This window comes from Ascidiimonas meishanensis (genome assembly GCF_037782385.1).
GTDB classification, from domain to species: Bacteria; Bacteroidota; Bacteroidia; order Flavobacteriales; family Flavobacteriaceae; genus Ascidiimonas; species Ascidiimonas meishanensis.
In genome coordinates this window covers 63,073-87,069 of the sequence record NZ_JBBEXD010000010.1, presented here as the reverse complement: position 1 = coordinate 87,069, position 23,997 = coordinate 63,073, and the positions used below count along the sequence as shown (strand labels likewise).

Annotated in this window: 27 protein-coding genes; 22 read left to right on the top strand and 5 right to left on the bottom strand. The window is 33.5% G+C overall.

What is annotated here, in order from left to right; translation table 11 throughout:
- Positions 1-149: 149 nt before the first annotated feature.
- The 10 genes from WBG07_RS15855 to WBG07_RS15810 all read left to right on the top strand — a co-directional run bounded on the left by WBG07_RS15855 (position 150) and on the right by WBG07_RS15810 (position 10,339).
- Positions 150-1,262 carry a glycosyltransferase gene (locus WBG07_RS15855; protein WP_340202634.1) on the top strand — a complete coding sequence of 371 codons (1,113 nt, stop codon included), beginning with the start codon at positions 150-152 and terminating at the stop codon, positions 1,260-1,262.
- Between the two features lie 361 nt (positions 1,263-1,623).
- Positions 1,624-2,154, top strand: coding sequence for an RNA polymerase sigma factor (locus WBG07_RS15850; protein WP_340202632.1), 531 nt, complete (start codon positions 1,624-1,626; stop codon positions 2,152-2,154).
- Positions 2,155-2,184: 30 nt separating this feature from the next.
- Positions 2,185-2,952 (top strand): anti-sigma factor domain-containing protein, encoded by a 768-nt coding sequence (locus WBG07_RS15845; RefSeq protein WP_340202630.1) that lies wholly within the window; start codon positions 2,185-2,187, stop codon positions 2,950-2,952.
- 84 nt (positions 2,953-3,036) lie between these two features.
- Positions 3,037-3,243 carry a membrane or secreted protein gene (locus WBG07_RS15840; RefSeq protein WP_340202629.1) on the top strand — a complete coding sequence of 69 codons (207 nt, stop codon included), beginning with the start codon at positions 3,037-3,039 and terminating at the stop codon, positions 3,241-3,243.
- A gap of 21 nt (positions 3,244-3,264) precedes the next feature.
- Positions 3,265-4,368 carry a glycosyltransferase gene (locus WBG07_RS15835; protein ID WP_340202628.1) on the top strand — a complete coding sequence of 368 codons (1,104 nt, stop codon included), beginning with the start codon at positions 3,265-3,267 and terminating at the stop codon, positions 4,366-4,368.
- Positions 4,359-4,928 carry an RNA polymerase sigma factor gene (locus tag WBG07_RS15830; protein ID WP_340202626.1) on the top strand — a complete coding sequence of 190 codons (570 nt, stop codon included), beginning with the start codon at positions 4,359-4,361 and terminating at the stop codon, positions 4,926-4,928. Before WBG07_RS15835 ends, WBG07_RS15830 begins: the two co-directional genes overlap by 10 nt.
- Positions 4,925-6,139, top strand: coding sequence for an Nramp family divalent metal transporter (locus tag WBG07_RS15825; RefSeq protein ID WP_340202625.1), 1,215 nt, complete (start codon positions 4,925-4,927; stop codon positions 6,137-6,139). Before WBG07_RS15830 ends, WBG07_RS15825 begins: the two co-directional genes overlap by 4 nt.
- 47 nt (positions 6,140-6,186) lie before the next feature.
- On the top strand, positions 6,187-7,062 hold the full coding sequence (gene lipA, locus WBG07_RS15820; protein ID WP_340202624.1) for a lipoyl synthase: 876 nt from the start codon (positions 6,187-6,189) through the stop codon (positions 7,060-7,062).
- Positions 7,063-7,103: 41 nt separating this feature from the next.
- On the top strand, positions 7,104-8,105 hold the full coding sequence (gap, locus tag WBG07_RS15815) for a type I glyceraldehyde-3-phosphate dehydrogenase (RefSeq protein WP_340202622.1): 1,002 nt from the start codon (positions 7,104-7,106) through the stop codon (positions 8,103-8,105).
- A gap of 26 nt (positions 8,106-8,131) precedes the next feature.
- The gene (locus WBG07_RS15810) at positions 8,132-10,339 is read left to right on the top strand and encodes a tetratricopeptide repeat-containing hybrid sensor histidine kinase/response regulator (protein ID WP_340202620.1); all 2,208 of its coding nucleotides are present in this window, start codon (positions 8,132-8,134) and stop codon (positions 10,337-10,339) included.
- A gap of 92 nt (positions 10,340-10,431) precedes the next feature.
- Here WBG07_RS15810 and lpxK read toward each other — a convergent pair whose 3' ends face one another.
- A complete protein-coding gene (lpxK, locus tag WBG07_RS15805) occupies positions 10,432-11,448 on the bottom strand; it encodes a tetraacyldisaccharide 4'-kinase (RefSeq protein ID WP_340202618.1) in 1,017 nt (338 codons plus the stop codon).
- A gap of 46 nt (positions 11,449-11,494) precedes the next feature.
- Between lpxK and WBG07_RS15800 the strand changes: the two genes are divergently transcribed.
- The 10 genes from WBG07_RS15800 to WBG07_RS15755 all read left to right on the top strand — a co-directional run bounded on the left by WBG07_RS15800 (position 11,495) and on the right by WBG07_RS15755 (position 18,468).
- Positions 11,495-12,589, top strand: coding sequence for a Nif3-like dinuclear metal center hexameric protein (locus WBG07_RS15800; RefSeq protein ID WP_340202616.1), 1,095 nt, complete (start codon positions 11,495-11,497; stop codon positions 12,587-12,589).
- A gap of 3 nt (positions 12,590-12,592) precedes the next feature.
- On the top strand, positions 12,593-13,372 hold the full coding sequence (locus WBG07_RS15795) for a zinc ribbon domain-containing protein (RefSeq protein WP_340202614.1): 780 nt from the start codon (positions 12,593-12,595) through the stop codon (positions 13,370-13,372).
- A gap of 56 nt (positions 13,373-13,428) precedes the next feature.
- A complete protein-coding gene (locus WBG07_RS15790) occupies positions 13,429-14,115 on the top strand; it encodes a hypothetical protein (protein ID WP_340202612.1) in 687 nt (228 codons plus the stop codon).
- A 117-nt stretch (positions 14,116-14,232) separates the two neighbouring features.
- Positions 14,233-14,703 (top strand): DUF2306 domain-containing protein, encoded by a 471-nt coding sequence (locus tag WBG07_RS15785; RefSeq protein ID WP_340202610.1) that lies wholly within the window; start codon positions 14,233-14,235, stop codon positions 14,701-14,703.
- A gap of 1 nt (position 14,704) precedes the next feature.
- Positions 14,705-15,340: a tetratricopeptide repeat protein gene (locus WBG07_RS15780; protein ID WP_340202608.1), complete on the top strand. Its 636-nt coding sequence runs from the start codon at positions 14,705-14,707 to the stop codon at positions 15,338-15,340.
- Positions 15,341-15,375: 35 nt separating this feature from the next.
- Complete coding sequence (locus tag WBG07_RS15775) at positions 15,376-16,707, top strand: 2TM domain-containing protein (RefSeq protein WP_340202606.1); 1,332 nt, start codon at positions 15,376-15,378, stop codon at positions 16,705-16,707.
- Positions 16,708-16,731: 24 nt separating this feature from the next.
- Positions 16,732-17,034, top strand: a complete 303-nt coding sequence (locus WBG07_RS15770; protein ID WP_340202604.1) for a 2TM domain-containing protein — start codon at positions 16,732-16,734, stop codon at positions 17,032-17,034.
- 15 nt (positions 17,035-17,049) lie between these two features.
- Positions 17,050-17,346, top strand: a complete 297-nt coding sequence (locus WBG07_RS15765) for a 2TM domain-containing protein (protein ID WP_340202602.1) — start codon at positions 17,050-17,052, stop codon at positions 17,344-17,346.
- A 6-nt stretch (positions 17,347-17,352) separates the two neighbouring features.
- The gene (locus WBG07_RS15760) at positions 17,353-17,676 is read left to right on the top strand and encodes a 2TM domain-containing protein (RefSeq protein WP_340202600.1); all 324 of its coding nucleotides are present in this window, start codon (positions 17,353-17,355) and stop codon (positions 17,674-17,676) included.
- 36 nt (positions 17,677-17,712) lie between these two features.
- Positions 17,713-18,468: a LytR/AlgR family response regulator transcription factor gene (locus WBG07_RS15755; protein ID WP_340202598.1), complete on the top strand. Its 756-nt coding sequence runs from the start codon at positions 17,713-17,715 to the stop codon at positions 18,466-18,468.
- 75 nt (positions 18,469-18,543) lie between these two features.
- Here the strand turns inward: WBG07_RS15755 and WBG07_RS15750 are convergent, their stop codons facing one another.
- Complete coding sequence (locus WBG07_RS15750; protein WP_340202596.1) at positions 18,544-19,743, bottom strand: LETM1-related biofilm-associated protein; 1,200 nt, start codon at positions 19,741-19,743, stop codon at positions 18,544-18,546.
- A 254-nt stretch (positions 19,744-19,997) separates the two neighbouring features.
- Complete coding sequence (locus WBG07_RS15745) at positions 19,998-20,177, bottom strand: hypothetical protein (protein WP_340202594.1); 180 nt, start codon at positions 20,175-20,177, stop codon at positions 19,998-20,000.
- Between the two features lie 46 nt (positions 20,178-20,223).
- On the opposite strand from WBG07_RS15745, the gene WBG07_RS15740 reads away from it, so the two are divergent.
- Both WBG07_RS15740 and WBG07_RS15735 read left to right on the top strand, forming a co-directional pair.
- Positions 20,224-20,850: a putative quinol monooxygenase gene (locus tag WBG07_RS15740; RefSeq protein ID WP_340202592.1), complete on the top strand. Its 627-nt coding sequence runs from the start codon at positions 20,224-20,226 to the stop codon at positions 20,848-20,850.
- A gap of 84 nt (positions 20,851-20,934) precedes the next feature.
- Positions 20,935-21,795, top strand: coding sequence for a helix-turn-helix domain-containing protein (locus tag WBG07_RS15735; protein ID WP_340202591.1), 861 nt, complete (start codon positions 20,935-20,937; stop codon positions 21,793-21,795).
- A gap of 66 nt (positions 21,796-21,861) precedes the next feature.
- Here the strand turns inward: WBG07_RS15735 and WBG07_RS15730 are convergent, their stop codons facing one another.
- Together WBG07_RS15730 and WBG07_RS15725 are read right to left on the bottom strand one after the other, a co-directional pair.
- Complete coding sequence (locus tag WBG07_RS15730; protein WP_340202590.1) at positions 21,862-22,860, bottom strand: nucleotidyl transferase AbiEii/AbiGii toxin family protein; 999 nt, start codon at positions 22,858-22,860, stop codon at positions 21,862-21,864.
- 2 nt (positions 22,861-22,862) lie between these two features.
- Complete coding sequence (locus WBG07_RS15725; protein ID WP_340202588.1) at positions 22,863-23,456, bottom strand: DUF6088 family protein; 594 nt, start codon at positions 23,454-23,456, stop codon at positions 22,863-22,865.
- Between the last annotated feature and the right edge of the window lie 541 nt (positions 23,457-23,997).

The window sequence follows — 23,997 nt, the reverse complement described above, 5'->3', positions numbered from 1 at the left end:
TTGTAACCTGATTTTTCAGGAGTAAAAGTATTTGTGGTTTTAATGAAAGAATCAGGGGGATTTGTCATGTTATGATCAATTTTGATATCGTATTTAAATATTGCCTTAATTACATTAACCTTAAAAGTTACAGGCGTTATCTGGATTTATTGAAAACACGCCGAAGCATCTCTTTGCAAAAAGTTGAAAAAGGGTTAAAAAGTAAGTACGCATATTTTAATCTTAAAGGTCCTGTTTGGCATTTTGATTCCGGTCGTTATACATATCTACTAATTAAGAGTTTTCATTTAGCAGGATTCCCTGTTTTAATCCGAAAGAATTACGGTTTATTATCCAGACTTGTAAAATACAAATCACTATTACTAAAACTTTCTTTTAAGATCGTATCAGAAGGTCTTGATACTAAAAAACAAGAGAGAGCTAATGTAATTCACATTCAAAACGGAAGTTTTGAAAAGCGGGTACATCTTTGCTTTAAGGATGAAATACCCGCAGAAAGTTCTACTACGTTTCTTATGCCTTATTTAATGCATCCGATGATGTATGCTGAAAATTATTTAGATAGTATTTACAAATTGAGAGAAAAAGATACTTCTTTCAAAATTATTTTTGCAGGAAATACTGATGAAAAGGAATATTCAAGATCTATTTTAAAGGATAAGTTTGCAAAGACAAATAGATTTCTGGCTATAAGCTATTTAATAGAGAATCTTTTAGAGAGTCAGGTAATCTCTGTAAAAAATGACAAAACCTTAGCGTGTTCAGGTGCTTATTTAAACAAATTACTTTTAGTACAATCCTCTCATTTAAAAGTACCTTTTAAAAATTGGTTGCCAACCTTGGCGAAGGCAGATTTTTTTCTTGCATGTTCTGGTTCCAGAATGCCTATGTGCCACAATGTAATAGAAGCTATGGCGGTAGGCGCTATACCTATACTTGAATATCCCGAATATTTTCATCCTCCATTAAAGCATGGGTATAATTGTATTGTTTATAAGGGAGTAGAAGATTTGAAAAATAAAATTGACGAAGTGTTGATTATTGACGAAGAAAAAATCAAATTATTAAAGCAGAACGTAGTAAATTATTATGATACCTATTTGGATGCATCTGCATGGATTAATGATCTTTTGGAAATGCCTTATAAAGAAGTTGAGTTAGTTGTAAATGCACATCTTGTGCCCTCAAATAAAGAAATCCCCACTGATGTGTACACCAGTGAGGATTCCATCCCAAACTTAACTAACCAAAAGTTATTATAGTTATCTCGGTAACACAAATTTATTTCATGTTATAAACTATAATAACCTAGCCTCCCTTTTCCACTGTAATTAATGACAACAAGAGTTGCCTTACAGCGAACTTTTTAACCATACATAGGTCATATTTTAAAAAATCATTCATTCTAATGATTTATTACTATCTTTTCTAAGTATCAAAATGTTTTCCAGATCGTGTTAGGTGTTTTGCAAAACTCAGAAAACCTTTTATTTTACGGTTTTTAAGATTTTTGATATATTAATTAATAAATTTGAATCTCAAAAGTTAACACCTACTATATTTACGTATTGGATTTTTATTTTGGACGGAATGAAAGTCTTAAAGTTTTGTTAACATTTTTATATGGCGAAATTATTAGAAAAACATATCATAGAGCTTCTTATGGAAGGGGACGAAAAAGGAATGTCTTTACTTTATGATTATTATGGAGAAACTTTATTTGGAGTAGCTTTAAAAGTTACTAATGACGAAGATTTGGCAAAAGACGTACTTCAAGAAAGTCTGATAAAGGTTTGGAAAAAAATAGATAAGTATGATGCTTCTAAGGCAAAATTATTTACTTGGTTATTTAGAATAACCCGAAATACTGCTATTGATAAAATAAGAAGTATTAGTGTAAAATCAGAACAGGAAATCCAATTTGAAGTTTCAAACGTATATAGTGTAGGAGTAGATGATATTAAACCAGAACATATAGATGTTCAGAAGCATATTAATACTCTAGAAAAAAAGTATCAAATAGTTCTGGAAGCCTTGTTTTTCAAGGGTATGACACAACAAGAAGCTAGCGAGGCTTTAGATATGCCGCTAGGAACTGTTAAGTCGCGCCTCAAAATTGGGTTAAGAGAATTGAGAAAAATTTATGATGTTTAATGCATTATTTAGGTTTAATTATTAGAAATTATGAAACAGGATATAAAAATATTTCTTGAAGATGATTTGCTAGAGAGGTATCTTATGGGAGATACGACTTCGCAAGAATCTATTCAAGTAGAACATTTTATAGATAAACATCCGGAAGTTAAAAAGCAGTATGATCTTCTTCAAAATGATTTAGAGCAATTTGCAGGCTCCTATGCCACAAAGCTTCCAGATAGTTTTAAAGAAGAGTTGTTGGCAAACATACCTCGTAAATCAACGGGTAAATCTTTATACCGTATTTACTTTATGGCTGCTAGCGTTGCCGCGGTAATATTTGCTGCAGTGAGTATTACACTATGGTCTCAGAATAACATGTTACTAGAAGAAAATAATATGGTGAGTTCTGAAATCTTAAGCCTTAAGGAGGATGTAGTAGCCACTAATATGAAACTTGATGGGATTAAGAATCAGTTTATAATGTTAAGCAATCCTGAAACACGAAAGTATGTTTTAAAAGGAAATGAAAGAGCTCGCAAACTGCAAACCGTTGCATACATTAATCAGGTAGAAAAGCTATCACTCATTAACGTGCAATCTTTACCTGAGTTACCAGAGGAGCAAGTATACCAAATGTGGGCCGATGTAAATGGTGAAATGGTAAGTCTGGGGGTTTTGCAAAAAGACAAAGAAAAGTTTGTGCCTGTGCCTTTCAATGAGAATGCCAAAAGTTTTAACATAACAATAGAACCAAAAGGAGGTAATGACCATGCAACTGTAGAAAACACGGTGGCAAATATTTCTTTCGAGTAAAATTTTAAAAAATATAATCTTATTAAAAACTTAGTCCTAAAAGGGCTAAGTTTTTGTATTTTTGTACAAATTTTTAAAAGTAAGATGAAATTATTTTTGATAACCATTGTATTGCTAGGCTTAGCTTTTGCAGGTATTGCTATAAAAATTTGGGCTAAAAAAGATGGTAAATTTGCAGGAACCTGCGCCAGTCAAAGTCCGTTTCTTAATAAAGAGGGAGAAGCTTGTAGTTTTTGTGGTAAGTTACCAGATGAACAAGATTGTCGTAAACCCAATCCGCAACATAATTAGAGGGTTTTGATAGCCAACCTCTTGTTTTACGTATTCGTCTCGGCGGCTGTAATTCAGTTGTTTTATTTTATTTTTATTTTTAGAAAGGTATCTTTTAGAGGTATAGACAAAAACAAACCTCTTACTAAAGAGTCTGTACCCGTTTCTGTGGTTATATGTGCTAAAAATGAAGCACAGAATTTGAAAAACAATCTTCCCCATATTCTAAATCAGAATTATAAACTTTTTGAAGTAGTGTTGATTAATGACGCTTCCTCAGATGAGACGCTGGATGTAATGGAAGAATTTGCCGCATTGAATTCCAACGTGAAAGTTGTAAATGTTTCAAATAATGAGACTTTTTGGGGCAATAAAAAATATGCCTTGACCCTTGGAATTAAAGCTACTACAAATGATTATTTGCTTTTTACAGATGCCGATTGTAAGCCTAGTAGTGCTAATTGGATTATTGAAATGGTCAATTGTTTTAGTGCCGATAAAACCATTATATTAGGATATAGCCCTTATGAGCGCATTAAGAATTCACTGGTAAATATGCTCGTTAGATTTGAAACTATGCTAACAGGATTACAGTATTTGTCTTATGCAGATATAGGAATACCATATATGGGTGTAGGCAGAAACTTGGCATATCATAAAAGTGAATTTTTTAAAGCCAAGGGATTTATAAATCATATGAAACTATTAAGTGGAGATGATGACCTATTTGTAAATCAAGCGGCAACAAAAGGGAACGCTACTATTTGTACAAATCCAGAAAGTTTCATGATTTCAGTTCCTAAAAGAACTTTTAAAGATTGGTTTAAACAAAAAAGAAGACATGTGTCTACGGCTTCTTACTATAAATTATCTCATAAACTGCTTTTAGGAACCTATTATTTGTCTAAACTATTGTTTTGGTTCACGTTAATTTTATTATTGGCTTTTTTTGTAAAACCAGTTTGGACTATCAGTATAGCAGTTGCTTTAATTTTTATTAAAATTATATTTTATAAGCAAGCTTTTAAAATATTAGGAGATATATCTATCTGGTGGTTGACTCCAATACTAGAAGTATTTCTTATTACAATTCAATTTGCTATTTTTATAACAAATAGCTTATCAAAACCAACCCATTGGAAGTAACGTCCCAACTTATCAATCAAGCAATAGAAAAAGCGAAAGAAGGAGATCAAAAGTCATTCAGTTTTTTATTGGATTATTTTTGGAATAATGTTTATGGTTTTCAACTTAAGAGAACGCAAAGTGAAAACGACGCAGAAGATATTACTATACAAACATTCTCCAAGGCTTTTGACAAAATAGGTACCTACGATTCTCAGTACGAATTCAAGACCTGGCTTATTGCCATTTCAAAAAATGTTCAAATAGACCTTCAGAGAAAAAGGAAATCTAATATCATAGATCAGGCATTAAAGGCAGAAGATAAAGCATTATTCAAGGTGGCAGATGAGACTCCTAGCGGAGAAGACCAACTAATTCGGGAACAAAACCTTGCCCATCTTCTGAAATGTATAAAAAGATTAAAAGAACCCTATCAGAAAGTTATAAACCTTAGGTATTTTCAAGAGTTGTCTTATAAAGAAATAGCAAAAGAACTTAATGAACCCTTAAATAGTGTAAAGGTTAAGTTGTTGCGAGCTAAAAAATTACTTTTGGAAGTCATACAAGGCACTCAAGAATGAAGAGCTTATTTAAAAAATTAGGACCAGGCTTGCTTTTTGCAGGAGCTGCAATTGGTGTTTCTCATCTAGTTCAAAGTACCAGGGCGGGTGCAGATTTTGGATTTGGATTATTATGGGCGCTGTTTTTAGTAAATATTTTTAAGTATCCATTCTTTCAATACGGACCAAAATATGCATTGGCAACGGGTGAAAATTTGTTAGACGGGTATAAAAAATTAGGAAAAGGTTTTCTAATTGCCTACCTAATAATCACCATGGCTACTATGTTTACTATTCAAACTGCTGTTACGATAGTGACCGCCGGTCTTGCGTCTCAGCTTTTTGGAATCTTTGATAACGTGATTGTCTGGAGCGTTTTAATAGTTTTTGTTTGTCTTATTATTCTTTTGTTAGGAAAGTACAAAGTTTTAGATCAATTGATAAAATATGTTATTGTTACATTAGCAATTAGCACTATTTTGGCTGTTTTTCTAGCTTCTGGTAACCAAAGGCCAGCGCTTACATTAACACAAGTTTTTCCTCAAGGCACCGCAGAAGTTGCTTTTTTAATTGCGTTTATGGGTTGGATGCCGGCACCCTTGGATATCTCTATATGGCATTCACTTTGGGCACTTGAAAAGAAAAAAACACTTACTTCATATAAATCTAAGGCAGGATTACAAGACTTTAATGTAGGGTATGTGGGAACCCTTGTTTTAGGAGTTTGTTTTTTAAGTTTGGGGGCTTTTATAATGCATGGTTCTGGAGAAGCTTTTGGAAGTGGTGCTTCTACTTTTGCAGCACAGCTTATCACCATGTATACTGTTAATATGGGTGACTGGGCATATGTAGTAATAGCATTAGCTGCTTTCACCACTATGTTTAGTACTACAATTACTACCTTAGATGCCTCTCCAAGAGCAATGGCTCATACCTCCAAACTGCTCTATCCTAATTCTAAATTTACTGGATATTTATTCTGGATTTTAGTGTTGAGTATAGGCACCAGCGTAATTTTTATTTTCTTTCTCTCTGAAATGAAATTATTGATAGAAATTGCTACGATTCTATCTTTTGTAACCGCTCCTTTTTACGCCATTGCCAATTATATATTAATTACTTCAAAACATACTCCTAAAGAACATCATCCTGGCCTGTTTATGCGAATTTTAAGTATTACAGGAATACTGTTTTTATCTGGATTTAGTATTTGGTATCTCTTAACATTGTAAAAGAAATTTTCAAAGATTAGTTTGTATCTTTGTCTCAAAATTGCATCATGAGCGCAGATACTTTAGAGAGCGTTGCTCCTCCAAAAGGAAAACCAAAATGGCTACGTGTAAAATTACCTACGGGTAAAAAATATACAGAACTTAGAGGGCTTGTAGATAAATATAACTTGCATACCATTTGTACTTCAGGGAGTTGCCCTAATATGGGAGAATGTTGGAGTGAGGGTACAGCAACATTCATGATTCTTGGTAATATATGTACCCGTTCTTGCGGTTTCTGTGGAGTAAAGACAGGAAGACCGGAAACAGTAGACTGGGAAGAACCAGAAAAAGTAGCCCGCTCAATCAAGATTATGAATATTAAACATGCGGTGGTTACCTCTGTAGATCGCGATGATCTAAAAGATATGGGATCCATAATCTGGGCAGAGACTGTAAAGGCGATTAGAAGAATGAATCCAGAGACTACTTTGGAAACATTAATCCCTGACTTTCAAGGAGTAGAACGCAACATAGATCGTATAATAGAAGTTGCTCCAGAAGTAGTTTCACACAATATGGAAACAGTTCGTAGACTAACTAGAGAAGTACGTATTCAAGCAAAATATGAGAGAAGTCTAGCTGTTTTAAAATATTTGAAAGACAACGGTATAAAGCGAACCAAATCTGGAATCATGCTTGGTCTTGGTGAAAGGGAGGAAGAGGTTATAGAAACCATGAGGGATCTCAGAAAATCCAATGTTGATATTGTGACTATTGGTCAATACCTTCAACCTTCTAAAAAACATCTGCCGGTGAAACAGTTTATAACTCCAGATCAATTTAAAAAGTATGAGCAGTTAGGGCTTGAAATGGGTTTTAGACATGTAGAAAGTGGTGCGCTCGTTAGATCTTCTTATAAAGCACATAAACATATTCAATAAGCCAATATTTAATAGCTACCATAAGGGATTTAACCTAAAATATGCAAAAAACAACTATTGCCATTAATGGTTTTGGCAGAATTGGAAGGACACTCTTTAGATTGCTGCTAAATCATTCTCAAATTGAGGTAGTTGCTATTAATGATCTAGCAGACGCGGCAACTTTAAGTCATCTGTTAAAATACGATAGTATTCATGGAGTTTTAAATGCAGCCGTATCTCATCGGGGAAATAATTTGGTGGTTAATGGTAAAGAAATTCCAATTTATAATGGTGAAAAACCTTCTCAGATTCAATGGAATTCGTGCGGTATAGACATTGTTGTTGAAGCTACAGGTAAGTTTAAAAGTTATGAGGCGTTACTTCCTCATTTAGAAACAGGTGCTAAGAAAGTAATACTATCCGTTCCGCCCTTAGATGATCAGATTAAAACCGTGGTGATGGGAGTAAATGAGCATATACTAGATGGTTCTGAAAAAATAATATCAAATGCATCATGTACTACTAATAATGCGGCACCTATGATCAAAATTATGGATGAATTATGTGGTATTGAGCAGGCTTACATTACAACAGTACATTCTTATACTACAGATCAAAGCTTGCATGATCAGCCACACAGGGATTTAAGAAGGGCGAGAGCAGCTTCGCTATCTATAGTGCCTACTACAACAGGAGCGGCTAAAGCACTTACTAAAATTTTTCCTCATCTAGGCGATACTATTGGAGGCTGTGGGATTAGGGTTCCTGTGCCGGATGGATCACTAACAGATATCACTTTTAATGTGAAGAATAAAACCAGCATTGAAGCAATTAATAGTGCTTTTAAAGAAGCAGCACAAGGAGATTTAAAAGGTGTTTTGGCGTATACAGAAGATCCTATAGTTTCTGTAGATGTTATTAACTCCGACTATTCCTGTACATTCGATGCACTTATGACCTCTGTGATAGGAAAGATGGTAAAGATTATTGGCTGGTATGACAATGAAACTGGTTACAGTAGTAGAATTATTGATTTAATCAATTACATTCATAAGAAATAATTATATTTACAGATTAATAACTGCCTATGAATCGATACCTAACCTGTCTTTTATTGGCTTTGGTTTTTGCCGGATTTTCTTTTGGGCAGGGAAAAGGTGCGCTAGAAGATAGCATTAATGATCTTTTTAGAAGGGCGTATTACTACAAAAATAAAGCTAATTATCGTCAAGCTATAGCCACTGTTAATGAGTTACATGCTCTTGCAGATAAACGTGTAAACAAAAAAAATCTCATTATTGACTGCAATAATTTATTTGCGCTGATCAATATTGAATTTGGAAGAATTGAAAATTCAGAGCACTTTCTTAAAGTTAACGAAATAACTTCTAAAGGGTATGAATATCCGGCAGGAGAAGCTACGAGTAATGCTTTAAATTCAGTCATACTGGCCAATCAAAAACAATATATTGAAGCACTACAGCTTTTGCGCGAATCTGAAACACTGATAAGATCTAAGAAAATAAATTTACAAAGCATGCTCTCTTACTATGAGGGAGCCATTCACTACCAAAGACAAGATTACGAAAAATCTTTGCTTGTTTTTCGAAAGTTATTACCAGTGCAAGGAGGTTGGGAGCCAGAATATATAAACACGAAAATTTTAATTTATCTTGCTTCTATTGATAGTAAAAGAGGGCTATTAGAAGAGGCAATGATTAATGGAAAAAAAGCACTTAGTGGGGCCATAAATAATGATTTCCCAAAACTTCAACAAGAAATATATCATATTTTGCATGAAATCTCCAGTAAAATGGGAGACTATGAAAAAGCCTATGCATATCTTGTTGATTTTAACAGAGTAAAGGAGGTACTCGAAAAAAAAGAGAAAGAAATATATTTAGAAGAACCCCTTGATAAAAATGCTCAAGATTATTTTGAAAGAGCATTGGATCAACTAGGTCGGGATGCCAAGGAGCAAGAAGAAAGGGTTAATATGTCTAAACTTACTTCTGTTTTAAGCTCTGCCTTACTTATTATAATTTCACTTTTAACTATTTCCTTATATCGCAATAATCAGATAAAATTCAAAACAAATGATCTGCTTCTAAAAAAGAATCTTGAACTGGAAACAGCAAAAGAAGAAGCAGAAAAGGCAATGCAGGCAAAAGCACAGTTTCTATCTACCGTAAGTCATGAACTTAGAACCCCTTTATATGCGGTTACAGGTCTCACGCATTTACTCTTGGAAGAGAACCCCAGTGAAAGTCAGAAAGAGCATCTAAAGTCTTTGAAATTTTCAGGGGAATATTTATTGAACTTCATCAATGATATCTTACAGATAAACAAAATAGAGGCTAAGAAACTTACAGTACAAAAAGTACCTCTTAATATCAGAAAAGTGCTTAAGGATGTGGTAGATTCATTATATCAAACCGCTAAGGAAAATCAAAATGTAATCCGATTAGAAATAGATGAAGATATTCCTACTGAACTTTTAGGAGATCCATTAAAGTTATCTCAAATACTTATCAATCTTATTGGCAATGCTTCTAAATTTACACAAAAGGGGCAGATCACAGTAATAGCAGAACTTGTTGATAGTAATGAAGATAATGCTTCTATCTACTTTAAAGTTAGAGATAACGGTATTGGTATCTCTAAAGAAATGCAAGCTACTATATTTGAAAGCTTTGCTCAGGGATCTGTACAGATAAATAGAAAATATGGAGGAACGGGTCTTGGTCTTACTATAGTTAAGAGCCTATTGAGCCTTTTTGATTCGGAAATTGAGCTGGAAAGTGAGATAGGTAAGGGGAGTACTTTTATGTTTAATATTAGGTTTGATACCGCAACTGGAAGCGAAGAAGTTCCACCTGTGGAAACTAAAATTGATGTGGACGATCAGTTTTTTGAAAACCTTCATTTACTGCTAGTAGAAGATAATAAAATTAATCAGGTGATTACCAAAAAGATGTTGGCGAAAAAAGGAATGACCTGTGATATAGCAAATGATGGTTATGAGGCCATAGAACGCGCTAAAAAACCAATATACAATGCCATTTTGATGGATATACACATGCCTGGCATATCAGGAATTAAAACTACCCAGGAAATTAGAAAGTTTAATAAAAAGGTGCCTATCATTGCACTTACGGCAATCTCTTTGGATGAAAGTACAGAAGACTTTTTTGAGGCCGGATGTAATGACCTAATTACCAAACCTTTCAGACCAGAGGTGTTTTACCAAAAAATAGGAGACAATATCCTTAGAAATATAAAGGTAGATATATAAACTCAACTTTGGCATGAACATTGATATTTAGATAAATAAATAAAGTTGTTCTTACAGTTAAATTTTGAGTTAGTTAGTTTTAAAAAGCGTATTCACTGAATGCGCTTTTCTTTTTGCAGATACTCAAGAATAAGCTTATCAAATACTAATTTTTCATCATCTAAAAAGAAAGGCTTAATAGCAATATAAAAACTCTCTGGAATATGCTTCTCCAATCGCATAAAATCTTTTTCTGTGGTTACTAGCTTTGATTTCTTTTTTAACTCTTCCAGTTCTGCAGCCGTAAAAAAGTGATGATCTCTAAACTGAATATGATCAAAAACATACCCTTTGTCTTTTAAATAGTTTACCAACGGCATAGGGTTTGCAATACCAGTAACCAAGGTAAAAGCTTGTTGTTTTAAATTGTCTAATAAAAATTCTTGATCATTATTTCTTATTGCTTCATCATATTTTATTCCAGTAAAGAAAATAGGGCTATTTGTAAAGCGTTTTATTTTTTTGCGAATAGTTTGTTTGTTTGATAAAGAAAGGTTGTTAGGACATTTGGTAATTAAGATCACATCAGCGGCACTGGCTCTTTTTTTTAAATCTCTTAAGTTTCCTGCTGGCAATAATAAATCTTCTGTAAAAAGATTTCCATAGCTAGAAAGTAAGATGTTAAACCCTGCTTTAACTTTACGATGTTGAAACGCATCATCCATTAAAATTACTTCTGAATCAGTATCTTGAAGTAATTTTTCAATACCAATTTGTCTGCTTTCAGAAACAGCAACCGTTAAGTCTTTAAACTTTCGATGATATTGATAGGGCTCATCTCCAATTTGCAGTGCATTAGAATTATTGTCTGCCAATATATATCCAGCGGTTTTTCTTTTGTACCCTCGGCTCAAAACAGCAACATTAAAATCTGGTTGAAGCAAGCGGATTATATACTCCGTCATAGGACTTTTTCCTGTGCCTCCAACACTTAAGTTACCCACACAAATAATAGGAAATTTATACGTCACAGATTTTAAAACTTTGGTATTGTAAAGAAAATGTCTTAACCAAATCACAAGTCCGTATAACAAAGAAAAAGGATACAGTAATTTTCTAAATCTGCTCATTATAACGAAAGTATAATATTTTATCTTTGAAAAAAAATTTGAGATCATGAACGTACAGCAAGTTATCGAGCTTTTGGAAGAATTAAGTCCTTTGAATTATGCCGAAGATTTTGATAACGTAGGTTTATTGGTAGGGGATAAGCATCAAGAGGTATCTGGAGTATTGGTTACCCTAGACACTTTAGAGAATGTGATAGATGAGGCCGTTGCTAAAAAATGTAATCTAATTATTAGTTTTCATCCAATTATATTTTCTGGCCTTAAAAAGTTAACGGGTAACTCTTATGTGGAAAGAGTGGTGATAAAAGCCATTCAACACCAGATAGCCATCTTTTCTATGCATACTGCCTTAGATAATTCATTTGAAGGAGTCAATGCAAAAATCTGTAGCGTTTTAGGGCTAAAAAATAGAAAGGTATTGATACCTCAAGAGCGAACCATTAAAAAATTGGTGACTTATGTGCCTGAAGCTAATGCTACTCCATTAAGAGAAGCACTTTTTAAAGCAGGAGCCGGTAATATTGGTAACTACAGTAATTGTAGTTTCAGTATTGGAGGCATGGGTACGTTTAAAGGGAATGAGGAAACTAATCCTGTTATAGGAGAGAAAGGTGTTGCGCATCAGGAAAAAGAAGTACAAATAGGAGTTACATTTGCGAGACATCTTAAAAGCTCCATTTTAAAAGCATTGTTTGAAAGTCATCCATACGAAGAAGTGGCTTATGAAATCACGACACTTGAAAATATCAATCAACATTTGGGAATGGGAATGGTAGGTGAATTGTCTGAAAAAATGGACGAACAAACATTTTTAAAGCATTTAAAAAAATGCATGCATACCTCTTGTATACGCCACTCAGAATTTACGGGTAAAAAAATAGAAAAGGTAGCTGTATTGGGGGGTAGTGGAGCTTTTGCAATAGAAGCAGCAAAACGATCTGGAGCTCAGGTCTTTGTGACTTCAGATGTGAAATATCATGAATTTTATAAAGCGGAAAACGTTTTAATGATTGCCGATATAGGTCATTATGAAACAGAACAGTTTACAAAAAACCTTTTAGTTGAGTTTCTTAAGGAAAAAATTCATAATTTTGCAATCATTTTATCGGATAGTATAACAAATCCCATCAAGTATTTTTAACATATGGCAAAGAAAACTGAAACAACTGTAGAGGAAAAACTAAGAGCTCTTTTTGATCTTCAACTCATAGATTCCCGTGTTGATGAAATCAGGAATGTACGAGGAGAACTTCCATTAGAAGTAGAAGATCTTGAAGATGAAGTACAGGGACTAAAAACACGTCTTGAAAAACTAAACGAAGAGTTGGAAAAACTCAATAATGACATTACTGGAAAGAAAAATCTCATTGAAGAATCAAAATCACTGATTAAAAAATACAATGAACAACAGAAAAACGTTCGTAATAATCGTGAATTTAATTCTTTAAGTAAAGAGATAGAGTTTCAAGAATTAGAAATTCAACTTGCAGAAAAGAATATCAAAGAATTCAAAGTACAGATTGAGCAAAAGAAAGAGGTGATTTCGCAAACCAAAGAACGCATATCAGAGCGTGACAGTCATTTAAAGCACAAAAAAGGAGAGCTTAATGATATTATGGCGGAAACCGAAAAAGAAGAACAAGCACTTATTAAAAAATCCAGTGAATATCAGGAAATGATAGAGGAGAGATTGGTGAATGCTTACAATAGAATTCGTGAAAATGTAAAGAATGGTCTAGCGGTAGTTCCTGTTGAAAGAGGCGCTTCTGGAGGTTCATTCTTCACAATTCCTCCTCAAGTACAAATGGAAATTGCTGCTAGAAAGAAAATAATTACCGATGAGCATAGCGGTAGAATTTTAATTGATCCTGCTATGGCTTTTGAGGAAAGAGAAAAAATGGAAAAGTTATTCTCTTCTCTCTAATTTAAATCATAGAATTTAAAACCCGCTTCTTGCGGGTTTTTTTGTTAAAAAAAATCATGCCGCAAACAACATTGATATCTTTTTTTAAGTATAATGGTATTGTATCTCAGTGGAATGCATTTACCCGCATGGGCTTCCCTCCCTTAAAAAAAAATCAAATCCCAGGTTTGGTTTTTTGGAAAGCATTAGGGAGTGGTGGTAAAAATGGATTTTCTATAAGACCAGATTTCTCTGTATATGCATTACTTACTGTATTTGAGAGTGAAGAAATGGCCTTTGAGTTTTCTAATAGTGCTATTATGCAAAGTTATCTTGATAAGGCAGATAAACATTCTCACATATATATGTACAATGTACATGCGCATGGTCAATGGGCAAAACAGCAACCATTTAAAGAAGAAATAATGCTAGATCGCTCTAAACCTATGTGTGTTATTACTAGAGCTACTATTAAACCATTAATGGCAGCCAAATTCTGGAGGTACGTACCCTCAGTCTCCGCTGCAATTGAAGACTATGAAGGGCTCGTTTATTCTAAAGGAATAGGGGAGTGGCCTATTTTTATGCAAGCTACTTTTTCCGCATGGCAATCGGCAGAAGATATGATGTCTTATGCCTATAAAAATAAAAGGCATGCAGAAATGATTAAGAAAACCAGAGAGTTGGGTTGGTATCGTGAAGAGCTCTTTTCAAGATTTCATCCATTTCAACAAATTGGAGATTTTCTTCCTTCCTTTCTCTAAGTATATTTCCCTTCTTTTTACGGTTTTACAATTCATCCTTCTGATTTAACAGTTCAGTACACTAGTTTTTAATTCTTCTTTTTGTTAGTAGATATTTGTGCTATAAAACAATAAGAAATGCATCTTCATTTTAGCACCACCGGATTAATTCACCTTACCACAGCAGTAATTGCATTGCTTGCCGGCACGATGGTTCTCATTCTTAAAAAAGGCGATCAAAAGCATAAAATATGGGGATATATCTACGTAGGATCTATGACGGTAATGTTAATTACCTCCTTTATGATTTACAGATTATTTAACGGATTCGGAATCTTTCATTTCTTTTCTATTATCAGTACAATTACCCTAGCAGCTGGTATGATGCCATTAGTCTTTAAAAGAAAAAATGCCATCGCTTTACACTTAAGTTTTATGTATTGGTCTGTAATAGGGCTATATGCAGCTTTGGTTTCTGAAATATTTACCAGAGTACCCCAGGCTCCTGCCGGAATCGTACTTTTCATTTGTATCATGGTGGTAATGGTAGTGGCAAATATAGTCTGGCGTAAAAAACAAAAACATTGGCTAACCTTTAATAATAATTAATATGATACGAGTAATTTTTTATCTAGTTGTTTTTTTAATAGCCCAAATGGGTATCACCGCTCAAGACACTACCTATGAAAAGGGAATGCAAAAAGGCTTTACACTTTGGGAGCAAGGTAAGCCAGAAGAGGCCTCTCAATTATTTGAAAGAATTGCAGCTGCAGAAAAAGAAAACTGGGTTCCTTTTTACTATGTTGCCTATCTTAATACAATACATTCTTTTGGAGAAAAAGATCTGGAAAAATTAAATTTTCATCTCGCCAAAGCTCAAAAATATATAGACAGTGCAATTACCATTTCAGAGAACAATGCAGAATTATTAACTTTACAAGCATTAATCCACACGGCCTGGATTTCTTACGACGGTCAGACTTATGGAATGAAACTTTCGGGTAAAACCACCGCTTTGCATCAAAAGGCAATGGCTTTAGCGCCCCAAAATCCTAGAGTAGTATTGGCTAATGCAGAATGGAATATGGGAAGTGCTAAATTTTTTGGAAAAGACACCAGTCCGTATTGTCAGGATATTGCGAAAGCATTAGAACTTTTCGCTACCTTTAAAACAGAAACCCAATTTCATCCCTCATGGGGAAAGGAAAGAGCAGCAGTGTTATTAAACTCTTGTGAAGCGAAGTAATTAGAATAAAAAAGAAGTTAATCCAGAAAAAAATCATGAAAAATTTCTTTAAAACTGTTTTTAGTGGCATGGTGATTGGCATCTTGATAACAGTGGTTTTTGGAATTATTAGGACGATGAATGGCAATGTCTTAAATTTTGATTTTGATTTCTTAAAAAACTTCTTGTATACAGTGTTTTTCTCTATCAATATAACACTGGTAAACAGTTATTACTTTGATTATATAAACGCTAAAATAGACTGGAAAAATAGTAGAATAAACAGGTTCCTTTTAGGCGGGGGAGGCAGTATAATCCTAACTATGATTGTTATTCTAATTTCAAAATTTATCATAAGAATAGGTTTTGAGAGAGAACCCATAGCTAATTTTATACCAGGGGAGCGGGCGGTATTTTATTTTAATGCATTGCTTATCACCATCATAATAACCATCTTTTTTCATGCGGCTTATTTCTATCGTGAAATGCAGAAAAATAAGATCAAAGAACAGAAGATTATTGCTGGTACAGCTTCTGCTCAATTTGATGCTTTAAAAAATCAACTGGATCCGCATTTTTTATTCAATAGCTTAAATGTATTAACGTCGCTTATTGAAGAAGATCCAATTGCAGCGCAAAAATTTACTACTGCCTTGTCTAAAATATACAGGTATGTATTAGAGCAAAAGAATAAAGAATTGGTTACTGTACAAGAAGAAATTGATTTTGCCAAACTGTACGTAAGACTACTTAAAATGCGCTTTGAAGATAGTATCATTTTTGAAATTCCAGAAAGATTAACGAATCCGGAGGCTAAAGTAGTACCATTATCACTCCAGCTATTACTGGAAAATGCCGTAAAGCATAATGTGGTTACTCCATCGGCTCCACTTAAAGTGGTGATAAAAGAAGAAAATGGGAATTTAATTATCCAGAATAACCTTCAACCCAAACAGGTATTGAAAAAAAGTACTGGGGTGGGACTCATGAACATTAGACAACGGTATGGGATTTTAACACACCGCCAGGTAGAAATTGAAAAAGATAATCAAGTTTTTAGAGTAAAATTACCTTTATTAACTAAACAAAAAAGCACTATGGAATCACAACAAAATTATATACAAGATAAAAGATATCAACGAGCTCTAGATAGAGTGGAGGCAATCAAGTCTTTTTATGGAAATTTAACCGCCTATCTAATCGTGATCCCTATTTTGATATTTATTAATTATAAAAGCACCAGTTTTCCTTGGGCTATTTTTCCAGCTTTAGGTTGGGGTTTTGGAGTCATAGCACATGGACTTGAAGCTTACGGGTTTAATCCTTTTCTTGGCAAAAGATGGGAAGAACGCAAGATTAAAGAGTACATGGAAAAGAATAAGAATTAAACAATCAAATCAAAAAAAAATTTTATGAATGATTTAGATCAAAATAAAAGATATATGAAGGCAAAGGAAAAAGTAGAAGCCGTAAAAAGCTTTTATTCCAGTTTGTTTTCTTACGTAGTTTTTATTAGCCTTCTTGGGGCATTAAACTATTATATTGATGGATGGAATTATCCATGGTTTTTGTGGGCAGCTCTGGGTTGGGGCATAGGACTGTTTTTTAAAGGAATTAAAGCCTTTAGGTTTAACCCGTTTTTTAATAAAGATTGGGAAGAGCGAAAGATCAAAGAGTTTATGAATGAAGACAGCAATAAAAGAAGATGGGAATAATTAAAATTAAGAAACATGGAACAGCAAGATAATTATGCATATAAAGAAGCTCGTGAACGAGTAAAAAGATTAAAAGGTTTTTACATTCACTTGGCAGTATTTGTAGTTATTAATAGTTTTATTTTAGTAAATGTATATGTAAGAACGCTTTATAATGACGAGACATTTTGGCAAATAAGTACTTTTTTTACACTTATCTTTTGGGGAATAGGACTCGTATTTCATGCCTTTGGAGTCTTTGCTAAAGAATTAATTTTTACCAAAGAATGGGAACAAAGAAAGCTTAAGGAATTTATGGATAAAGAAAATTAGTATAGGATGAATGATTTATTAAAAGAAGAAAAATTAGCAAGAGCCAGAAAGCGTATTGCATCGCTCAAAGGATTTTATTGGCATTTGTTTGTCTATATAATTATGAATCTTATTTTTATTACCATTATAGGAAGTAGTATTATGGGGTCTGGAGGTAGTTTTTGGAATCTAGGCACTTTTGTCATTCCATTTTTTTGGGGCATTGGCCTCGGGTTACATGCGTTAAGCGTCTTTGGAATTAATTTTATATTTGGTAAAAATTGGGAAGCCAGAAAAATAAAAGAGTTAATGGACAAAGATCAAGATAGCTTTACCTCCCATATACACTAACCTTAGTATTAATAATCTACTTGATCCTTAGCGTACATGAAAACTATTATCATTGAAGATGAAAAGCCCTCTGCAAGGCGTTTGCAAAGAATGCTAGAAAGCAATAAAGTAAGAGTAGATACACTATTGCATTCTGTAGAGGAATCCATCAATTGGTTTCAACAAAATACACACCCTGATCTGATCTTTTTAGATATTCAATTATCAGACGGTCTTTCTTTTGAGATTTTTGAACATATAGATATCAAAAGTGCTATTATTTTTACTACTGCTTATGATGAATATGCACTACAAGCATTTAAATTAAATAGTATAGATTATTTATTAAAGCCTATTGACGATGAAGATTTGGAAGTAGCTATCCAAAAGTTCAGAGAACGTATCCCTGAAAAAAAGCAGTTAAAGGTAGACTTTGAAGATATTAAAAAGTTATTGGTGAATCCCTTAGAACGGGAATACAAAAAACGTTTTACCGTAAAAGTAGGGCAGTATCTCAAGATGATTACCATAGATGAGATAGAGTGTTTTTATAGCGAAAACAAAGGCACGTATGCACATACTATAGAGGGTAGGAATTATTTATTGGAATCTACTATTGAAAACTTACAACAAGAATTAGCGCCCGATGTTTTTTTTAGAGTGAGCAGAAAATTTATTGTAAATATCAACCATATTAAAGATATGGTTTCTTATACCAATTCTAGGTTACAAATAAAAATGAAGAAGTTTAATGAAGGTGAAATTATTGTGAGTAGAGAAAGAGTAAAAGATTTTAAAGACTGGTTGAGTTAGAAATCAAACTAAGGTCTTTTTATGGTGAAAATTTTAGATTTTACAGAAGATTTCTACTGTATAGATAAAAGATGGTTATTCCTCATCCACAATTTTGTTTTCATTAAAAGCAGAAGGTAACAACTTAGGAATAAATTTCACTAGTAAAGGTAATAAGAGTCCGCCGCCTGGCAAGGCAAAAATAGCAAGAGAAGGAATAGATTTACAAATATCTAACAGTTGTTCTTTTACCTTTTGCTTTTCTGCATCGGTAAGATCCTTCACCGTAGAGCGGGTTAACAGTACCATCAACTCACCACTCTCTGTAAGCTCTTTGGTAAGTCGGTTTTTATTTCGTAAAATTAATTTACTCACTGTTTTAGAAGACTGCTCATAAAATGTTTTTACCGGATTTGCCGTATTAAAAAAAGACATTTGATCTCGATACAATCCAATAAACTCTTGAATAAATGTGAGTGAATTTTCAACTTTAATACGCGCTATATTCAAATCGTTTCCTAAAGACCATAAAAAGTGCGTTTCGCTGCTGTCAATTTCGGCATCGTCCCAAACTGCCATACACGCAAGATCCAGCACATATTGATCTGCCATGGCAGACCAGAGCTGTTTTTTATGGGCATCCTTTTCTTCCAAAAGAATGACCTCTTCGTTTTGATGATACCGCATAGAAGAAGCTACTAATTTAATTAAGAGCTCGTCATATTCTGTTTTTTGAGCCTTAGAATTTAGCGCATTATAAACCACGGTAGAGATTCTATTTTCCAATTGAATGGCGTAGGCTTCGGGATCTTTTTTCTTTTGTAAGAAATTAATAAACGCCAATACATCAGAAAACAATAAGGCATTGGTAATAATACTACTAAAGTTTTGCGTTAGCATATTAGATTTCAATCGTATTCTGGAATCTAATACTTTTTCAAGCTGTGCAGAACATTCACTGCCAATAAGAATCTTATCTAGAAAAGATAACTTTTTTACCTTGATCTCTTTATAGAAACTTAAGATCTCTTTAATTGCTTCCTCGGCTCCATGGGTTTTATAAGACTGCCTATAATAGTAAACTAGACCCAAAAACAGATTTACCTTGGTAATTTCATCTTCAGACAAAGTAAGGTCTGTAGGAATAGGAAAAGCCGTTTTAACGTTAGAACCATAAATAAAACCAGAAGCGCGTAAGTTTTCATAAAACAAACCCTCTTGCATCTCCACAAAATCTGGATGCTTAAAGACCAATTTGTTTAACTTATCTATCCAACCACTTGCCGAAGGATTCATAGGGCTTAATTTGTTTCAAAAATACATCTAAAATTAAAACTGGAAATTTTTTTAAGGTTAAATACGATGAGAGGTGTTTATCTTTTGAGTAGATTAAAAGGGACAAATTGGTAGCTTTTATATAAATAGGATCGTCTATTCTTTCCATTTTTCAAGGGAGCTACTTGAAAGAATTCTATGATACTTTTTTAAAGAACAGACCACTAAAGATTTACTGCAATTAGTAGTAAAGCTCAAGCGAACACTTTTTGACATTATAAGTGCCTACAAGAAGGGGCTTCTATACTTTTCTTAGGTAATGGAAAATTGTCCATGCTAAAACGATGAATATCCATTCTACCGCCTTTCAACAGTATATAAATTTGCAGTGTACCAAAAAGATAATTACTCATGATAAAGAAAGTTCCTTTAAAATTTATGTTTCTAGTATTCATTCTAGGAATTTCATTTCAAACAATTGCACAACTAAAAACAAACAACATGAAAGAATCAGCAAAAGAACAAATCGGATTATTAGTAACCATGACAGCTAAGCCAGGTAAGGAGCAAGCGGTGAAAGACTTTCTGCTAGGCGGACTTGAATTGGTGCATCAAGAGCCATTAACACAAGCATGGTATGCCTTTCAAATTAATGAAAATACATTTGGGATTTATGACACCTTTACCATAGAAGAAGGTAGAAAAGCCCATTTGTCTGGTGAGGTAGCAAAAGCGCTGCTCGCAAATGCAGGAGATCTTTTAGTAGATTTTGATGTTAATGTTCACATCCAAGCAGTTCAATTAATGGCTTCTGAATTCAAGAAAGGCCAGCAGAACAAAGGGCTACTGGTAATTATGAAAGCGAAGGCAGGTAAATCAGCAGCTATAGAGAGTTTTCTTCTTGCGGGGAAGCAATTGGTTAAAGATGAGCCTGAGACAGTAGCATGGTATGCAATACAAATTGCAGAAGATACCTATGCTATTTTTGATACTTTTGCTGATGATAAAGGACGAGATGCCCATCTTAATGGTAAAGTAGCAGCAGCTCTTATGCAAAATGCTCCTTTAATTTTAGAAGGGTTTGAAGCAGCTGCCATTCAAAAGATAGCTATTTTAGCCTCCAAATAATTCAAGTATCTTGGTGGAAGTGTTACTATACTTCCACCAATTTTGTTTTCATTTAAAAGAGTAATAGAAAGCGTTATAAGATTCATGGCACAAATAATTATAAACAAACAAAATGGTGAATTGGCATTTAGGCTAGAACAGTTTAATGATCTTTCACAGTTTGATCATATTCAAAGAAAAAATTACTATTCCATGATCTTAATTGATGCCGAGAATCTAATGCTTCAAGCAGACTTTTCAAAGTATCAACTAGAAGGTAACTATATGATTTGCCTTTCTCCATACCAACCATTTATGCTAACGTCTGCATCTAAGCGTTCTGGGGTACTATTAAATTTTCATCCAGATTTTTTCTGTACCTACAGGCATCAAAATGAAATTGAAACAGAAGGCATACTCTTCCATAACTTTAGCGGATTGCCTTTTTTAAAAGTTATTGAGGCAGCCATGTTTACAAGTCTCATCAACCATATTTCTAAAGAAATGGAGCGAGATTCTTTGGCGCAGCATGAAGTATTAGTTGCTTTTTTAAAAGTATTTCTGATAGAAGCTGTCCGGCAAAAGAAATCGTTTGATCTGGATGCGATAGAAAAACATAGAAATAGGCAAACAGAATTACTACAAGCGTTAGTAGATTTGATAAACGACAATTTTTGGACCATGCACTCTCCAAAAGAATACGCAGATCAATTATGTGTGAATTCAAAAACATTAGGCGCAATCGTAAAGAAATACCTGCATCAAACCACCTCAAGCTTAATTGTTAACCGAATCATGGTAGAAGCAAAAAGGGAACTTTACCTCACTTCAAAATCAGTACAACTCATTGCTGCTTCATTAGGCTATGAAGATGAATTTTATTTTAGTCGTTTATTTAAAAAGAAAGTAGGCGTTTCACCAGATATGTATCGCAAATCAGTGGGTTTTGCTAAGATGGAGGGGTAGTTAAGGAGGTTTTTTGTTTGGTTTGTAAGATTCCAAATAATAGCTCTTCTCTTATTTCGTTTTCATTCATAATGAAATTGTTTTAATTCTTGCGTTTAATTCAGCTATTCGTTCCATCATTTTATTAAAAGATACAGTAGCACCATAAAACATGCTTTCTCGCATGGTTTTATAATCTTTCTCCCATTCTTTAATTGTTTCTTCTGGAGGTAGAATGCTAATTAATTGAGGGCTATGGTTTGCGTAGTCTATTCCTCTTATAGCATTAAAGTTCTTTCTGTGTATTACAATTGTATTGTATAATTCAATAGCTTTCAGGGCTTCGTTGCCGTGAGTTGTATCCATTAGTTTTTCTAAATCATATAAATGACGACTCATTCTTTCTACCCTTATAAACCGAGTGTCTTTTTGGAATTCCTCATGCAATAGAAATATCTTCTCCAAAAAGGTTCGCTTAGGCGAAACAACAGGTATTGTTATTTCTGTTTCAGCAAAGGGAAGTTCTCTAAATTCTTCAGAAACCATAGAAATAATGGCTTTGTTTTCTACAGGCTCCATTAAGGAACGTGCACCAACTTCTATCAAAACCCTTGGTCTTAAATAGTCAGATTTTTCTGTTAAAGATTTATATCTTAATTCAATAACTAAAGGGTCGGTATCTGAGTCTTTTGTTTCTTGAATAACTAGTTCATAATCCGGAACACCTAGTTTAATTAAAGTCTCGTTGATATCATTATAGAATTCATTCCCAATAAAGGAACAAGCCGCTTTCCTTAATTTTTTAACTTGGGTTTTGCTTAATTCACCTTCAAATCCTAAATATTTTCTGTCAATGCCTAAGTCAATATCTTCTGAAAAACGTTCAATTAAATTCCATGCTTTACTCAAAGATGTTCCTCCCTTAAAAACAATATGTTTTGAATAAGACAAAGAAAATATAATATTCAATGATAAAGTTACCCACCAATCCTTTTCAACTGCAGAAGATGGAAGCCCCGTTTTTTCACTTACTTGATTGAATATGTTCAGTTTATCCTTATTGCTAAGTTGTATAAACGCTTCCATATTTAATTATTCTTCATTATTTTTGATATCCAAACAGGAGCTAGTTTAGCATCATGTTCTATAATTTCTTGTTTTACCTTTTCAAGGTGTGTTTTTATCTTTTCTAATTGTTCTACTGTTACATTGTCTTTTCCAATTTCCTTAAGTGCTTGAATAATTAAACTTGTAATTTCTCCTTTTAAAGCTAAGTTTTTTGGAGATGTTCGTTTGAATTTTATTGTTCTTTTACCAACCACTATGCTTCTTGGAGCTCCGTCAGTTAAGAAAATAATATTCATTGGAACTTGTTTTGATAATCCTAATTTATTAAGAGCTGTTGTTCCTGTTGGGATAATTCGTGCTTTATCTCGCTTAGCAATTGCAGCAGCAATTTCTTCTATTGTTGGATATAGAACTCCTAAAAGTTTGTCTTGTTTTGGGTATAAATAGATTCCATGAGCTAACCTTACTAAAAACTTTTTGTTTTCAAGTCTTAATAAGGATTTTTTCACAACTTCAACATTTCCAATATCATCAAAGTTAGATGGGAACAGAATACTCCCTCTTCTCATTGATTTTATTTTATTTTCAATTCTATGCTGAACTGATTCATTCATTCTTTATTAATTATGTCCCAAATTTAGTAAATATTTGGGACAATAATTCTCTTTAAGCCTACAAACTATTTTTGAGGTGGAAGTTTAAAATGTCTCTGAGCGTGAGGCTGGCTTTTTGCCTTGCAACCAACGTATTTATAAATAACAAGAGTGTTTTTTCTTAAAATATTTGTTGAAATACCTCTTTTTACTTCCAGCTGATAGTTTGAAAATTACATCCAAATTCTCGGAAAACAAGATAACAAGACAATCTCCATAAAAACTTACGGATATCCGTAAAACACTAATTTTTTAAGGTATACAGCGTGATGCTTCCCTGAAAATCATCTAAAGCTTCCACTCAAAATATGCAAAGGTTTAGCATGAAGCGATAAAAAATACTTCTCAGCCCTTCCTAAAAAGTATAAAATGTAAAGTTTACTTGATTTGTAAAGTATTTTCCATGCTTTTCTACTGCTACCGTTTAAAAAATAATCCCATTTCAGCCTAATTCTATGGGGTAATTCAAAGGATTTCTGCATGAAAATTATAAGCCTTATAA